Genomic DNA, 14,097 nt, shown 5'->3' on the forward strand with positions numbered 1-14,097 from the left:
GGGGTGGTCGGGGCCCGGGGGGTGCCGCGGGCGGGGGCCGGTCCGGCGTTGCCGGTCCGTCACGTACGGAGAAGGCGTGACGGACCGGCAACGGCGGACGCCTATGCGCGCCCCCTCACCCCCCGCTTCCGAAAGAGGTACACCCGCATGCGTACTCGCACCCTGCTCGCCCTCACCGCCGCCGTCGCCGCCCTGGGTCTCGCCGCCCCCGCCTCGGCGGCCGACACCCCGGTCCTGACCACGACCGACGGCGCGGCCGTCGCGGTCGGCGACGTTCTCGACGCGTCCCTGGCGAGCGGCACCGCCGCCACCTTCTACTCCAGCGCGACCGGCACCAGCGGTATCTCGTGCAAGACGTCGGCGTTCTCCGCCGAGGTCACCGCCAACCCGGCCGCCCCGGGCACCGCCACCGAGTCCCTGGCCTCGCACACCTTCGACACCAGCGGCTGTACCACCAACGTCGTCGGTTCGCTCGGCGTCAACAGCATCACCGTCGACAATCTGCCCTACACCGCCAGCGTGTCCTCCGACGGCACCGTCTCGGTGACCCCGGGCGCGAGCTCCGCCATCCAGTCCACGGTCAAGCTGCGCACCCTGCTCGGCTCCATCACCTGCGTATACCAGGCCCCCAGCCTGACCGGCACGGCGAGCAACGCCGACCACAGCATCTCCTTCACCAACCAGCAGTTCACGAAGGTCTCCGGTTCGTCGCTCTGCTTCGGCAACGCCTTCTTCACCGCCAAGTACGCCCCGGTGACAAAGGGCGGCGTGGCGATCAACGTCAACTGAGCTTCTGGCGAAGCTAGTTCAGCGTCGCCGTAGTCGTACGGCCAGGGCGGCGCCGCCGGTGAGCAACAGCACCGCCGCGGCGCCGCCCGCCAGCATGGGCGTGGAGGGGCCCGAGCCGGGGCCGGAGGTGGCGGCGACCGGGGTGTGCCCACCCTGTGGCGGCTGTTGCTGTTGCTGTTGCTGCGGCGGCGGCTGCTGCGAGGCGGCGGCGTTCTCTCCCGGCTCCTCCTCCTTCTCCGCCTCCGACTTCTCGCTCTCCTTCTTTTCCGGAGCCGCCGACTCCTTCTGCGGAACCGCCGCGTCCTTCTCCGGGAACACCACGTCCGAGCACGAGTAATAGGTGTCCGGCGTACTGCTGTTCTGCCACACGGTGTACAGCACGTGCCGCCCGGTCCGGTCGGACGGCAGGGTCGCCTCGAGGCGGTAGGCGCCGTCCGTCAGGGCCGGGTCCGTCACCTCCGCGAACGGCTTCTCGGGCAGGTCGGACCAGGACAGCGGCCCGGCCGGGTCGTAGCCGGGCTTCGTCAGGTACATCCGGAACGTGCCGGTGTGCGGGATCGTCGAGACGTACCGCATGGTCAGCGTCGCGCCGGGGGTCATCCGGGTCGAGGGCCAGTCGGCGCGGGCGAGGTCGAGACCCCGGTAGGCGGGCAGGCCCCCGCTGCACAGCTTCCCGTCGGGGACGACCTGCCGGTCCCGGCCGTTCACGTTCGCCAGCCGCAGGTTGTCCCACGCCGTGAAGGGCGCGCCGTTCGCGGCGACGGCCGCGCGGCACGCCGCCGAGCCGGCGCGATCGCCGCCCTCGGGGGAGCAGGCCACCACCCGGCTCACCGGATCCGTCGGCGCACCGTGCGCCCCGGCCGGTCCGGCGGCCCACAGCGGCAGCAGCAGCGGGGTCACGAGGGCGGCCGCCAGTGCGGTGCGGTGTGCGGTCGTACGAGGCATCCCTCTGCGTCTCCTCGGCCGGGGCGGCAACGTCGGTAGTGCAGTACGGGAATCCGTCCCGGCGCGTTCACCGCGCTCGGTGCGTTCGAAAAGGGTCATTGGCGCCCAACTGCCCGCCATAGAGGGTGGGTTTCCGGCCTGATCGAGGGTTTCCCCCGTATCCCGATGACCTTCCCTTTGCCTATCGTTCGAGCACTGCTGACCCACAGGTAACCCCGAACGGGTCCGCACCCCACTCGCGCCTGGCCGGCCATCGCGTCGCTCTTCGCTTTTCGAACCACCCCCCTCCGCTTCGAGGAAGAAGCGACTCCACCGCCGCTCCGCCCAGCCCGGAGTCCGGCCACGAAAGGCATCGACCGTGCGTATCTCCCCAGAGCTCAGACGGAAGCTGATATCCGTCGCCGCCGTCTCCGCCGCGCTGCTGACCGCCGCCCCCGCCTCGGTCGCCGTCGCCCAGGAATCCGCCCCCCGGCCCGCCGCCGTCCCGGCCGCGCAGACCGAGGCCGCCCCCGGCGCCCCGGCCGAGCGCCTCATCGTCGGCTACAAGTCCGGCGCCGCCGAGGCCAAGTCCAACAAGGCCGCTGCCGCCGACGCCGCCACCAAGGCCGAGAAGACGGGCGAGGACGTCGACTTCCAGCGCCGCCTCGGCACCGGTGCGGCCCTCGTCGAGCTGGGCGCGAAGACCACCCGGGCGTCCGTCGCCGACGTCGTCGCCCAGTACCAGGCCGACCCGCAGGTCGCCTACGTCGTTCCGGACCGTCTGAACAAGCCGACGGCCGTCACCCCGAACGACACCGACTACGGCAAGCAGTGGGACCTGTTCGAGTCCACCGCGGGCATGAACGTCCCGGCCGCCTGGGACACGACCACCGGCAGCGGCGTCACCGTCGCCGTCATCGACACCGGCTACGTCACCCACTCCGACCTGGCCGCGAACATCGTCGGCGGCTACGACTTCATCTCCGACACCGCCGTCTCCGTCGACGGCAACGGCCGTGACAGCAACCCGGCCGACCCGGGCGACTGGTACAACGCCAACGAGTGCGGCCAGGGCATCCCGGCCTCCAGCTCCTCCTGGCACGGCACCCACGTCGCCGGCACCATCGCCGCCGCCACCAACAACGGCAAGGGCGTCGCCGGCATCGCCTACGGCGCGAAGATCTCCCCGGTCCGCGTCCTCGGCAAGTGCGGCGGCTACGACTCCGACATCATCGACGCCATCACCTGGGCCTCCGGCGGCACCGTCTCCGGCGTCCCCGCCAACACCAACGTCGCCAAGGTCATCAACATGAGCCTCGGCGGGGGCGGCGCCTGCTCCACCGCCACCCAGAGCGCCATCACCGGTGCCGTGAACCGCGGCACCTCGGTCGTCGTCGCGGCCGGCAACGAGAACACGAACGCCTCCGGCTCCTCCCCGGCGAACTGCGGCAACGTCATCACCGTCGCCGCGACCAACCGCGCCGGCAGCCGGGCCTCGTACTCCAACTACGGCTCGATCGTCGACATCGCGGCCCCGGGCGGCGAGACCCGCACCACCACCGCCAACGGCATCCTCTCCACGCTGAACTCCGGCACGAAGACGCCGTCGAGCGAGAACTACGCCTACTACCAGGGCACCAGCATGGCCACCCCGCATGTCGCGGGCCTCGCCGCGCTGATGAAGTCGGCGAACTCCGCCCTCACTCCGGCGCAGATCGAGTCGGCCATCAAGGCCAACGCCCGGGCCCTGCCCGGCACCTGCTCCGGCGGCTGCGGCGCCGGTCTCGCGGACGCCGCCAAGACGGTCCAGGCCGTCAAGGGCGGTACGTCCACCGGCACGACCTTCTCCAGCACCGCCGCCGTCGCCGTCCCGGACAACGGCGCGGCGATCGAGTCGCCGATCAGCGTCACCGGCCGCAGCGGCAACGCCCCCTCGGCCCTCCAGGTCGGCGTCGACATCACCCACACCTACCGCGGTGACCTCGTCATCGACCTCGTCGCACCGGACGGTTCGACGTACCGTCTGAAGTCCGCCGCGTCGGACTCCGCCGCCAACGTGAACACCACCTACACGGTGAACGCGTCGAGCGAGACCGCCAACGGCACCTGGAAGCTGCGCGTCCAGGACACCGCGGCGCAGGACACGGGCACGCTGAACAGCTGGAAGCTGACCTTCTGATTCGCGTTCACCAGCGGGCGGGTCGGCCGGTGCGGATGGGGCACCGGCCGGCCCGCCTTTACGTCTGCCCGCACAACCCCCACAGTTAGATACCGAACGCGCTGTTTTCTTTCACCAGTTGCGATTGTTTTGCCGGATGTGCACCCGCACTCCGGCACACTGGTGTGATGAGCGCCGTCTGAGGGTGAGTTACTGTGTACGGGGGGTAAAAACAAACGGCATGACCCGTTCATTTCCGTCCCGGGAGAGTTCAGCCGATGGCGAGGCAGTTGCGAGCCGAGCAGACCCGCTCGACGATCATCACGGCCGCCGCTGACCTGTTCGACCGTCGCGGCTACGAATCGACCAGTCTCAGCGACATCGTGGAGCACGCTCAGGTCACCAAGGGTGCCCTGTACTTCCACTTCGCGGCGAAGGAGGATCTCGCCCACGCGATCCTCGAACTCCAGTCGCACACCGCCAACCGCCTGGCGACGGAGACCGACAAACGCGGCCACACCTCACTGGAGGCGCTGATGCGCCTCACGTTCGGCATCACCCGCATGTCCGTCGAGGACCCGGTCCTGCGGGCCGGCCTACGGCTCGCCACCGGCGGGATCCAGCCGCGGCCGCCGCTGAGCCACCCCTTCACGGAGTGGCTCGACATCGTCACCAGCCGGCTCGTCGGCGCGGTCAAGGAATCCGACGTCCACCCGGACATCGATGTGGATGTCGTGGCCCACTCCCTGGTCTGCTTCTTCGTCGGCACCCGGGTCGTGGGCCGCTCCCGCGAGCCCGTCGCGCGGCAGCCCCGCAGGACGGCCGAGATGTGGAACATACTCATCCGCAGTCTGGTCCCGGTGACCCGCCGCGCCCGCTATCTGAGCCTGGCGGCCCGCCTGGAGCGGGAGATCGCCCCGGTCTGACCGGCCCGACCCGGGCATGGGGCCCGCGCGCTACGGTGAGCCGCATGCCCGACACCCCCACCCCGCCCGTGCTCCTCGGCAACCAGCCGGGCTCGTTCCCCCACAGCGTGCTGGCCGAGCGGCACCCCGCGATCATCCGCCAGGTCCGCGAGGCCTTCCCCTACGAACCCGGCCAGCACCGCGCGCTCGACGATCTGCTGGAGAACTGCACCAAGGGCGGGATCGAACCGCTCCCCGACGACGCACACGACCGGGACCTCTGGGAGACCTGGGGGCTCGGCGAGTACACCGGCCGCTCCTGGTTCGACGTGCCGTGGCTGTGGTCCGAGAGCTGGTTCTACCGCCGGCTGCTCCAGGCCGTCGGCTGGTTCGGGCCGGGCCCCTGGCAGGGTGTCGACCCCTTCCGCCCCTTCAAACTGGCCGAACTGGACTCCGCCGAGACCGACGAGGAACTGGCGGCGCTCGACGACCTCGCGAACCGGCCCGCCGGCGAACAGGCACAGGCCCTGCTGCACGGCTCCCTCTGGGGCAACCGGGCCGACCTCGGCTTCCGCCTCTCCGCCGAGGGAGCGCGGGACGCGGACGCCGCGCCCGGTCTCGTGGCCGACGACAGCGAGGGGCTGTGGTCCGCGCTCGGCGGCACCGGCACCGGAACCGGCACCCTGTGCCTGGTCGCCGACAACGCGGGCCGTGAACTCGTGCCCGACCTGCTGCTCATCGCCCACCTCCTCGCCCACGGCCGGATCGGACGGGCGGTGCTGCACGTCAAGCCGTACCCCTACTACGTCTCCGACGCCACCACCGCCGATGTCGTCGACGCACTGCGCCGGCTGACCGGAGCCGGGGGAGCGGCCGCCGACCACGGACGGCAGCTGTGGTCGGCCCTGGCCGACGGCCGCCTCACCCTGCGCGCCCACCCCTTCTCCAGCGCCCCGCTGCCGTACCAGGAGATGCCCGCCGACCTGCGCGCCGAGTTCGCCTCGGCCACGCTCACGATCTTCAAGGGCGACCTCAACTACCGCCGCCTGGTGGGCGACCGGCTCTGGTCCCCGACGACGCCCTTCACGGACGTCACCGCGTACTTCCCGGGCCCGGTCGCCGCCCTGCGCACCCTGAAGTCCGACGTGATCACCGGCCTCGACAGCCGCACGGAGACCGAACTGGTCGCGGCGGAGGACCAGCGCTGGCGCACCAGCGGCACACACGCGCTGATCCAGGTGAGGATCCCCGGCTAGGTCAGGCCACCTCTGAAGTCGGGCCACCTCTGAAGTCGGGCCACCTCCGAATAGGTCAGGACGCCTTCAAACCACCTGCGTTCACGGTCGATTCACGCGATGGTGTGATCATGTCCCGCCCCGCGGATGCCGCCGCGGGGCGCCGGGTAGGGCCCCGGCCATGACGCAGCCGTTCGAACTCCCGCACTTCTACCTGCCGCACCCCGCGCGGCTGAACCCCCATCTCGAAGAGGCCCGCGCCCACTCGACGGAGTGGGCGCGCGAGATGGGCATGCTGGAGGGATCCGGCGTCTGGGAGCAGACCGACCTCGACGCGCACGACTACGGCCTGCTCTGCGCCTACACCCACCCCGACTGCGACGGCCCGGCCCTCTCCCTCGTCACCGACTGGTACGTGTGGGTCTTCTTCTTCGACGACCACTTCCTGGAGATGTACAAGCGCAGCCAGGACCGCCTCGCCGGCAAGGCCCATCTGGACCGGCTGCCCCTGTTCATGCCGCTGGACCTCTCGACCCCCGTACCGGAACCGGAGAACCCCGTCGAGGCGGGCCTCGCCGATCTCTGGGCGCGCACCGTGCCGACGATGTCGGAGGACTGGCGCCGCCGCTTCGCCGTGGCCACCGAGCACCTGCTGAACGAGTCCATGTGGGAGCTGTCCAACATCAACGAGGGGCGGATCTCCAACCCCGTCGAGTACATCGAGATGCGCCGCAAGGTGGGCGGCGCCCCCTGGTCGGCGGGGCTCGTGGAGTACGCGACCGCCGAGGTGCCCGCCGCCGTCGCCGGGTCGAGGCCGCTGAGGGTGCTGATGGAGACGTTCTCCGACGCCGTGCACCTACGCAACGACCTGTTCTCCTACCAGCGGGAGGTCGAGGACGAGGGCGAGCTCAGCAACGGCGTGCTCGTCCTGGAGACCTTCTTCGGCTGCACCACCCAGGAGGCCGCCGACACCGTCAACGACGTCCTCACCTCCCGCCTCCACCAGTTCGAGCACACGGCGTTCACCGAAGTGCCCGCGGTGGCACTGGACAAGGGCCTCACCCCGGACGAGGTGGCGGCCGTCGCGTCGTACACCAAGGGACTCCAGGACTGGCAGTCCGGCGGCCATGAGTGGCACATGCGCTCCAGCCGCTACATGAACGAGAACGCCGCACGCGGCGGCAGTCCATGGCCGGGCTGCAGCGGCATGGGCACCTCCGCCGCCGACGTCCGCGCCCTGCTCGCCTCGGCCGGCGTGGAGCGCCTGCGCTCCTACACGCACGTGCCGTACCAGAAGGTCGGGCCGTCCCGGATCCCCGACATCCGCATGCCGTTCCCGCTGGGGCTGAGCCCGCACCTCGACAACGCCCGCCGGAACCTGCGCCACTGGGTGGACCGCATGGGCATCCTCTCCGAGGGCGTCTGGGACGAGGACAAGCTCAGGGCCTACGACCTCGCGCTCTGCTCGGCGGGCCTCGACCCCGACGCCACACCCGAGGCCCTCGACCTCAGCGCGCAGTGGCTCGCCTGGGGCACCTACGGCGACGACTACTACCCGCTGGTCTACGGCCACCGGCGTGACCTGGCCGCCGCCCGGCTGACCACGGCCCGCCTGTCCGACTGCATGCCGGTCGACGGTGAGGCACCGCCGGTCCCGGTCAACGCCATGGAGCGGGGCCTCGTCGACCTGTGGCTGCGCACCACGGCGGAGATGACGCCCGACGCGCGGCGCACCCTGAAGGACTCGGTGAACGTCATGACCGAGAGCTGGGTATGGGAGCTGTCCAACCAGACGCAGAACCGCGTCCCCGACCCGGTCGACTACCTGGAGATGCGCCGCGCGACCTTCGGCTCCGACCTCACCCTCAGTCTGTGCCGGATGGGGCACGGCCCGGCCGTCCCGCCCGAGGTCTACCGCAGCGGCCCGGTCCGCTCCCTGGAGAACGCCGCGATCGACTTCGCGTGCCTGACCAACGACGTCTTCTCGTACCAGAAGGAGATCGAGTACGAGGGGGAGATCCACAACGCGATCCTCGTCGTGCAGTCCTTCTTCGGCTGCGACTACCCGGCCGCGCTCGGCATCGTGCACGACCTGATGAACCAGCGCATGCGGCAGTTCGAGCACGTGGTCGAGCACGAACTGCCCGTCCTGTACGAGGACTTCCAGCTCACGGACGAGGCGCGCGCCATCATGGGCGAGTACGTGACGGATCTCCAGAACTGGATGGCGGGCATCCTGCACTGGCACCGGGAAGTGGACCGCTACAAGGCCGCCTGGCTGGCCCGGCGCGCCCACGGGTTCCTCCCGGGCCGGGCCCCCGCCGTGCCCGTGCCCGCTCTCGGCTGAGGCAGCGATTTCAGGCCAGATCGACTCGGAACGGGGCATCACGGAACCCCCGGCGGCGCGCCGGGGGTCTTCCTGTGTGAGGTGAACGGACAACGCACCACACGGGGGTTTCCACCTTGACCGACATCATCGAAAAGCCGACCGACATCACCGGGCAGACGGGTGAGCAGGCACAGGCACAGGCGCCCGCACCCGCCGAACTGGCGCCGTACGTCGCGCCGCTGCCCGTCCCGCCCGTCCTGCGTCCCGCCTCCGGCGACGTACTGCGCGAGACGGAGATCGCCCTGCGCCCGACCTGGGTGCGCCTGCACCCGCAGCTCCCGCCGACCCTGATGTGGGGCTACGACGGCCGGGTGCCGGGCCCGACCATCGAGGTCCGGCGCGGGCAGCGCGTGCGCATCGCCTGGACCAACCGCATTCCCCGGGACGGCGAGTACCCGGTGACCTCCGTCGAGGTGAAGCTGCGCCGGGACGGCCGCCCGCAGTCGAGCACCGAACCCGGACGCGACGGAGCCGAGCCGAACAAGGACGTCGCGGCCCTGCCCGCCTGGTCCGTGACCCATCTGCACGGCGCCCAGACGGGCGGCGGCAACGACGGCTGGGCCGACAACGCGGTCGCCCACGGCGACGCCCAGCTCTCCGAGTACCCGAACGACCACCAGGCGGTGCAGTGGTGGTACCACGACCACGCGTGACTGAAGGGAACAACAGGTTACCCCGGGCGTCTGACCAGCGGCTATAGCCAGACACAAGCAAGCCCCGCCCATGACCCGGGGGAGAGTCACAGGCGGGGCAGTCTCACCAGCGGACAGGTTCCGTGTCACCGCCAGCGCACACGGGGCAGGGGACCCTCTCGGTCCATCCACAGCGCTGGCAGCCACCGAACCCGCAGCAGCCGTCACACCAGATTTCGCCGTGGCCAGCGCAGCATCCGCAGAGGTCGCCGTGCTTCCACAGTGTCCAGGGGGCCTCGCCTGGTGTGCGTCCGGCGCGTGGCTTCGGGTGATACGGCTCAGCAGTCGTCGCCACGGATCAGCGACTCGCGGATGGTCACCTGGGCCGCCACTTCCTTGTGCAGCTCAGCCCAGGTCGGCGCATCCACCATCTGAGAGAGGTACTCCGCCCCCTCGTTGAATTCCTCCTTCAGCGCGAACACGTCCCATGGCGCTGTCGCGTACCAGTGCGACCGATGACGGCTGTCCGGTGTCGAGCAGAACGACCCCCACCCTTTCGGCAAGGGCGTAGCTGCTGTGATCTTTTCGCTTCTCCGCGCTGTTCCGCTGTCAACTTCGCGCGACGTAGTCTCTGTCATGGCTGCCTGCTCCCATCAGGTGGTCCACGCCCCCGGGTCACGCCGCCGTGTGGCTCGGGGGTTTTCTGTGTCTGTCGACCTAACCGATTCAGCGCACCGGTAGGGGAGTTGACTGGCGGTGACTATTCTGGAAGTACGACCAGTCAACCCCCAGAGGTTCACAGTGAGCGACTTTGCTGATCTTGCGCGCAGAGCACTGAGTGACAGCGGGTACTCGATGAAGGCTGCCGCGCGCGAGATGAATTACGACCCTGCGTATCTGTCGCGCGTGCTCAGCAGGAAACAGAAACCGTCGGCGAAGCTTGCGTCATCGCTGGACAGACTCCTCGGGGCTGATGGTGCGCTGGCAGCAACAGTGTTGGACGAGGACGACAGCGGACGAGTGCAGCGGAGCGCAGCCAACCCTTCGCGCCTTGACGCTGGCACCGTTGATGCTCTCGCTGGGGTATTGGCTGCCTACCGTCGACTGGACGACACGGCGGCGCCAAAGACAGTGATCCCGGCGACCATGAAACAGATGCAGGAAGTCACGCGCATGCTCCGGGGTGCTCGGGGACCACACCGTGGCCGGCTCGCTGAAGTGGCTTCGGAATGGGTGCAGTTCGCCGGATGGATGCTGGCTCAGACCCGTAAGGATGCTGATGCGGTACGACTCCTCAACGACGCTTTAGAACTCGCCGACGAAATCGGGAACGGGACCCTTGCGGCTCAAGCGCTTAATTTCAAGGGCTACATTGCCCGACAGCAGGGGCGACCTCAGGGCATTGCCCGCTGGTTTGCTGCGGCAGCGAATACGCCTGGTGCGCACCCTGCACAGCGAATCGGGGACTACCTGCAAGCAGCGGCAGGAATGGCGACGCTGGACCAGCGAGACGAAGCCCTGCGTCTGGTCGAGGATGCGGAGAGGCTGACCGATAAGGCTGCCGCGCTGCCTCCGCCTGAAACGGCCTACTGGCTGACGCCTTCCTTTAACCGGCTGAATATGGGCCTCTGCACTCTTGCGCTGGGGCGCTACAGCGAGGCTGCCGACCATCTGAGAACGGGTCTCGCTGGACTGCCCGATGAACTGCGGGATGCGCCCTGGTCCTGGGAGCACAAAGCAGCGCTCAGTAAGGCGCTTGAGGCAGCGTAAATGCAGAAAGCCCCGACCCCGGGCCATTACGGCTCAGGATCGGGACTCTGGCTATGTGGCAGCGAGTGCGGACCGGATGCGCTGTGCTCGCGCCTGTCCGATGCTCAGATGCGATTGGAGTGCACGCAGGCTTGGCGCCTTGCCCGTAGTGCTGCGCACCTCAGCGTCGAATGCGCGGGCAGATGCAAGCAGCGGGTCATGCTTCGCCGCTGGCTTCGGCTCAGGGGCACTCGGCGGAAGTGCTGTAGGCCTCTCTGCGGCCCTTTCGGGCGTCAGCGGTTCCGGGACTACTGGCATTGCCTCAGGGGCGCGCAGAGGGGTACTGGGAGGCTCCAGTGCCTTGATGCGCCAGAGGACCAGCGGGGCGATCGCGCTGACAGCGATGACCAGTGGGACGGACACAGCGAGCATGCCCGAACTCACCAAGTGCGCCAATGCATTCACCAGGATGAGTGCGCCGACTACAGCGGGAACGTCGCGCCGGACAGCGAAGCTTCGCAGGGCGTAGACGTCGAGTGCAGCCGGAATGCACCCCGCAGTGAACTCGCCGAATCCGACTGCACGCGCTAGCTGATACTCGGCACTGGCCGTTGCAATCAGGGCAGCGAGCAGCGCGAGTGTGCCGAGTAGATCTCTGTTGAAGGTCATCTGACACCCCGTCAGTTATTGAGCGCTTCCAGACGACAGCGCAGACAGGAAGTGCCGGGCTGAACGCCGAAGTTGCGACGCCCGCAAATGGTCCAGCCCGAGCTATCGCGTTCGTTCCAGGGGCCAAATTCGGGGCGCTCGACAGCGGAATTAGGATCGGCAGGCTTGTCCTTTCTACGCACCCCGCTGCACCCCCCAGCGCACACGGGCGGCGTGACTGGCCTTTGCGCTGGCTGCTCTCTGATCGGCCGTAGGCTGCGTCGCTGGCTCATCCTCAATGCCTAGCTGCTTGAGAATCCGCAGCAGCGTCAGCCGATGGTTTGCCAGCGCGGGAATGAGCGGATTAACGCGGTCCTGACCGGTGCTTCCCTTGATAACCGGGCCTGCCTTGGCTAGCGCTGCCTCCATTTGCTCGATCTCGTCCAGCGTGGATGCGGCAGCTACAATGAGCGCGTGTTCGTGCGGCTCAAAGTCATAGGCGGTGGTCATGGTGGCCACGAACAGTGATCCTGCTGTTTCAGACATGGTTAACCCTCCGTGGTTTTGGTCTGAAAAAAGTGACGTTTAGTGCTCGCACTCCCGAGCGATCTCCCCCGCGCTGAATCCCCCAGGGGGGCCCGGGTGCATCCCCCAGGGGGGTGGGGGCACTGTGAGTAGTCGCCAGCGCTAACGGCCGAACGATTCGCTTGCTGTCTTCCGTGAGTGACACGGCTTGCACAGCGCCTGCCAGTTGGCCGGGTCATCCCAGCGTGGCCCCTGTAGGCCTAGCCCATCGATGTGGTCTGTCTCGGTAGCGGCCGGACGCAATGGCGCAGGAATAGCAGCGCACTCCGCTGACTCGCACGTCTGATGGGCCCTCAGGAATGCCCTACTCAGGTGGGACCAGCGAGTGAGGCGGGAATTTGTGGCCGCGTAACTATCCCGGTAGCGCTGCCCACGGCTATTACTGCGCGCGTGCGCTGGGCATTTGCCAGACCACGTGAGGCAGGGGCAACCGGCCACGGGACATACCTGCATAGCTCCGCGATGCTTGGCAGGCTTCGGCCCAGGGTCGCACGGCTCATGCACGCTGGGCGGCTCTGTAGGGGCCTCAGGCGGCTTTGTGGGGGCGCCAGGCGCAATTCCTCGCCAGTCACCATCAGCGGGCACCACAAGGCCGGTAGCCAGCAGCGCGGCAGGCCCCTCGAAATCCTCGCCGCTGGAGCGCTGCACCCCGCCATAAACGAACTGACGGCCAAAGCCAACGCGTAGTTGAATCATGGGAACTCCTCGGCAGAGAGGGCCGGAGCAGTTACGAACTTTCGTACGTGACGTGACTCCGGCCCCCACCTCAGCGGCTAAGACTGCTTGGGTCGAATTACCGTCTGCGGGATGCCGTTATCGAAGACCCGCACGGTTTCCACGGCCTCGCCGGTGCCGACACCCAGATTCGTGAGCCACAGTCGCGAGTGCTCGATCAGATCAGCGTCGCGGTTCGTCGAATACAGCGGCATGTCAGCCTTGGAACGGACCACACCCCGCCGCATGAGGCTCGCGTAAGCCAGCGTGTTCACGATCGACGTGACGTTGCTGCGCGCGGCCCTGTAGGCGTCCTCAGCGCGCCGGTAGGCATCCTCAGCCTTGCTGTGCGCTTCGCTCAGTTCGCCCTCAATCTGAGGCAGCGCGTCAACCCACTGGCGGTAGATCTCGGCGTCACAGTGGCGGACACGGTCAGCGAGACCATTGACGACCCCAACGGCCTTACCCCGCTGAGTAGTTACGCGCTCGACCTCGCTGCGCAGTTCATCCGGATCAGCGCCAGAGGCAACAGCGGCGCGAGCATTAGCGGCGTCACGCTCTTGAGCAGCCTTCACGTAGTCCGTGCGCAGCACATCATCGAACTCGACCAGGGCTTCGCCGTAGGCATCGAAAGCCTTGTCCCGGGCGACTATGGCCTTTTCCAGCGCATCGGGCAGGGTCAAGCCGCGCGGGATCAGGTCGATATCGGCGGCGGTGTAGGTGATCGTGAGGCTGTCAGACATGTGCGTCCCTTTCGGCTATGCGCTGAACGGCGCCCCAGAGGGAATCGCCGATGCGCTGTAGTTGGTCGGAGGTCAAGTCGGCGGGAATATCGAGCATTTCCCATATGGCGTAGTAGGCAGTTTCCTGCGCTTCACGGGCGGATAGGTCACGGGGCTCGCGGCTGAGTACTGCGGTGGCGATGATGTGGGCGACCCAGCGGAGATGCGACGTGCGAGACTTGCGGCGATTGCCCATCAGCGGCGACCCTTCCACCAGGGCAGAACCAGGCCAGTCACGCGCCCATCGCTCACGCGATATCCAGCGCGCTTAAGGGCGGGCTCCAGCGCACGAAACGGGATGGCCTCGCGCCCCGCGCCGGTTAGCCAGCCATTCACGGCGGCGTACATCAGCCCTAGGGTCGTCCAGCCCTCAGCGTCGTCGACAGTGACAGCGCGCAGGGCATCGTAAATGGCAGACAGGCGGGCCGGGCCGGCTGCGTTAGCGCTCATGGTGTTTCCTTTCAGCGGGCAGGCGCGAAGCGGGAAGGGTCACAGATTTCTTGCTACCGGTGAAAACCTTCTAACGCGTATAGGAGGTTTCTACCGGTCACACTTTTTCTGTGACCTCCCCGCTTCCGCTGTGTCCT

General features: G+C 68.4%; 13 protein-coding genes and 1 pseudogene. 7 read left to right on the forward strand and 7 right to left on the reverse strand.

Annotation, left to right across the window (positions count from 1 at the left end; all coding sequences use genetic code 11):
• The first annotated feature begins 147 nt into the window (after window positions 1-147).
• Complete coding sequence (locus ACIBK5_RS21720) at window positions 148-789, forward strand: Tat pathway signal sequence domain protein (RefSeq protein ID WP_399021516.1); 642 nt, start codon at window positions 148-150, stop codon at window positions 787-789.
• Window positions 790-807: 18 nt separating this feature from the next.
• On the opposite strand, the gene ACIBK5_RS21725 is transcribed toward ACIBK5_RS21720, so the two are convergent.
• Window positions 808-1,734, reverse strand: coding sequence for a lytic polysaccharide monooxygenase (locus ACIBK5_RS21725; RefSeq protein ID WP_399021517.1), 927 nt, complete (start codon window positions 1,732-1,734; stop codon window positions 808-810).
• Window positions 1,735-2,092: 358 nt separating this feature from the next.
• On the opposite strand from ACIBK5_RS21725, the gene ACIBK5_RS21730 reads away from it, so the two are divergent.
• From ACIBK5_RS21730 to ACIBK5_RS21750, 5 genes and pseudogenes are all read left to right on the forward strand, one after another.
• Window positions 2,093-3,892: a S8 family peptidase gene (locus tag ACIBK5_RS21730; protein WP_399021518.1), complete on the forward strand. Its 1,800-nt coding sequence runs from the start codon at window positions 2,093-2,095 to the stop codon at window positions 3,890-3,892.
• Window positions 3,893-4,149: 257 nt separating this feature from the next.
• Window positions 4,150-4,797, forward strand: coding sequence for a ScbR family autoregulator-binding transcription factor (locus ACIBK5_RS21735; protein WP_399021519.1), 648 nt, complete (start codon window positions 4,150-4,152; stop codon window positions 4,795-4,797).
• Window positions 4,798-4,841: 44 nt separating this feature from the next.
• Entirely contained in the window at window positions 4,842-6,032 is a 1,191-nt protein-coding gene (locus ACIBK5_RS21740) for a damage-control phosphatase ARMT1 family protein (protein WP_399021520.1), read from the forward strand.
• A gap of 160 nt (window positions 6,033-6,192) precedes the next feature.
• Entirely contained in the window at window positions 6,193-8,358 is a 2,166-nt protein-coding gene (cyc2, locus tag ACIBK5_RS21745) for a germacradienol/geosmin synthase Cyc2 (RefSeq protein ID WP_399021521.1), read from the forward strand.
• A gap of 116 nt (window positions 8,359-8,474) precedes the next feature.
• A pseudogene (locus ACIBK5_RS21750) lies at window positions 8,475-9,050 on the forward strand (multicopper oxidase domain-containing protein); the annotation flags it as partial.
• A 320-nt stretch (window positions 9,051-9,370) separates the two neighbouring features.
• On the opposite strand, the gene ACIBK5_RS21755 reads toward ACIBK5_RS21750, so the two are convergent.
• Window positions 9,371-9,514 (reverse strand): hypothetical protein, encoded by a 144-nt coding sequence (locus ACIBK5_RS21755; protein ID WP_399021522.1) that lies wholly within the window; start codon window positions 9,512-9,514, stop codon window positions 9,371-9,373.
• A gap of 274 nt (window positions 9,515-9,788) precedes the next feature.
• Here ACIBK5_RS21755 and ACIBK5_RS21760 point away from each other — a divergent pair, with 274 nt between their 5' ends.
• Window positions 9,789-10,802, forward strand: a complete 1,014-nt coding sequence (locus tag ACIBK5_RS21760; protein WP_399021523.1) for a helix-turn-helix domain-containing protein — start codon at window positions 9,789-9,791, stop codon at window positions 10,800-10,802.
• A gap of 822 nt (window positions 10,803-11,624) precedes the next feature.
• Here ACIBK5_RS21760 and ACIBK5_RS21765 read toward each other — a convergent pair.
• The 5 genes from ACIBK5_RS21765 to ACIBK5_RS21785 form a co-directional block, all read right to left on the reverse strand.
• Window positions 11,625-11,975 (reverse strand): hypothetical protein, encoded by a 351-nt coding sequence (locus ACIBK5_RS21765; RefSeq protein WP_399021524.1) that lies wholly within the window; start codon window positions 11,973-11,975, stop codon window positions 11,625-11,627.
• 141 nt (window positions 11,976-12,116) lie between these two features.
• Complete coding sequence (locus tag ACIBK5_RS21770) at window positions 12,117-12,710, reverse strand: HNH endonuclease (RefSeq protein WP_399021525.1); 594 nt, start codon at window positions 12,708-12,710, stop codon at window positions 12,117-12,119.
• A gap of 77 nt (window positions 12,711-12,787) precedes the next feature.
• Complete coding sequence (locus ACIBK5_RS21775) at window positions 12,788-13,471, reverse strand: hypothetical protein (protein ID WP_399021526.1); 684 nt, start codon at window positions 13,469-13,471, stop codon at window positions 12,788-12,790.
• Complete coding sequence (locus ACIBK5_RS21780) at window positions 13,464-13,706, reverse strand: hypothetical protein (RefSeq protein WP_399021527.1); 243 nt, start codon at window positions 13,704-13,706, stop codon at window positions 13,464-13,466. The genes ACIBK5_RS21775 and ACIBK5_RS21780 overlap by 8 nt, the downstream gene beginning before the upstream one ends.
• A complete protein-coding gene (locus ACIBK5_RS21785; RefSeq protein WP_399021528.1) occupies window positions 13,706-13,960 on the reverse strand; it encodes a hypothetical protein in 255 nt (84 codons plus the stop codon). The genes ACIBK5_RS21780 and ACIBK5_RS21785 overlap by 1 nt, the downstream gene beginning before the upstream one ends.
• Window positions 13,961-14,097: the final 137 nt, after the last annotated feature.

The organism is Streptomyces sp. NPDC050546 (assembly GCF_044457425.1).
Lineage (GTDB): Bacteria > Actinomycetota > Actinomycetes > Streptomycetales > Streptomycetaceae > Streptomyces.

What these genes read in the sequence shown, in the direction of transcription:
- ACIBK5_RS21785 (WP_399021528.1), bottom strand. Translation starts at nt 13,960, where the DNA reads ATGAGCGCTAACGCAGCCGGCCCGGCCCGCCTGTCTGCCATTTACGAT.
- ACIBK5_RS21780 (WP_399021527.1), bottom strand. Translation starts at nt 13,706, where the DNA reads ATGGGCAATCGCCGCAAGTCTCGCACGTCGCATCTCCGCTGGGTCGCC.
- ACIBK5_RS21720 (WP_399021516.1), top strand. Translation starts at nt 148, where the DNA reads ATGCGTACTCGCACCCTGCTCGCCCTCACCGCCGCCGTCGCCGCCCTG.
- ACIBK5_RS21775 (WP_399021526.1), bottom strand. Translation starts at nt 13,471, where the DNA reads ATGTCTGACAGCCTCACGATCACCTACACCGCCGCCGATATCGACCTG.
- ACIBK5_RS21770 (WP_399021525.1), bottom strand. Translation starts at nt 12,710, where the DNA reads ATGATTCAACTACGCGTTGGCTTTGGCCGTCAGTTCGTTTATGGCGGG.
- ACIBK5_RS21725 (WP_399021517.1), bottom strand. Translation starts at nt 1,734, where the DNA reads ATGCCTCGTACGACCGCACACCGCACCGCACTGGCGGCCGCCCTCGTG.
- ACIBK5_RS21740 (WP_399021520.1), top strand. Translation starts at nt 4,842, where the DNA reads ATGCCCGACACCCCCACCCCGCCCGTGCTCCTCGGCAACCAGCCGGGC.
- ACIBK5_RS21735 (WP_399021519.1), top strand. Translation starts at nt 4,150, where the DNA reads ATGGCGAGGCAGTTGCGAGCCGAGCAGACCCGCTCGACGATCATCACG.
- cyc2 (WP_399021521.1), top strand. Translation starts at nt 6,193, where the DNA reads ATGACGCAGCCGTTCGAACTCCCGCACTTCTACCTGCCGCACCCCGCG.
- ACIBK5_RS21765 (WP_399021524.1), bottom strand. Translation starts at nt 11,975, where the DNA reads ATGTCTGAAACAGCAGGATCACTGTTCGTGGCCACCATGACCACCGCC.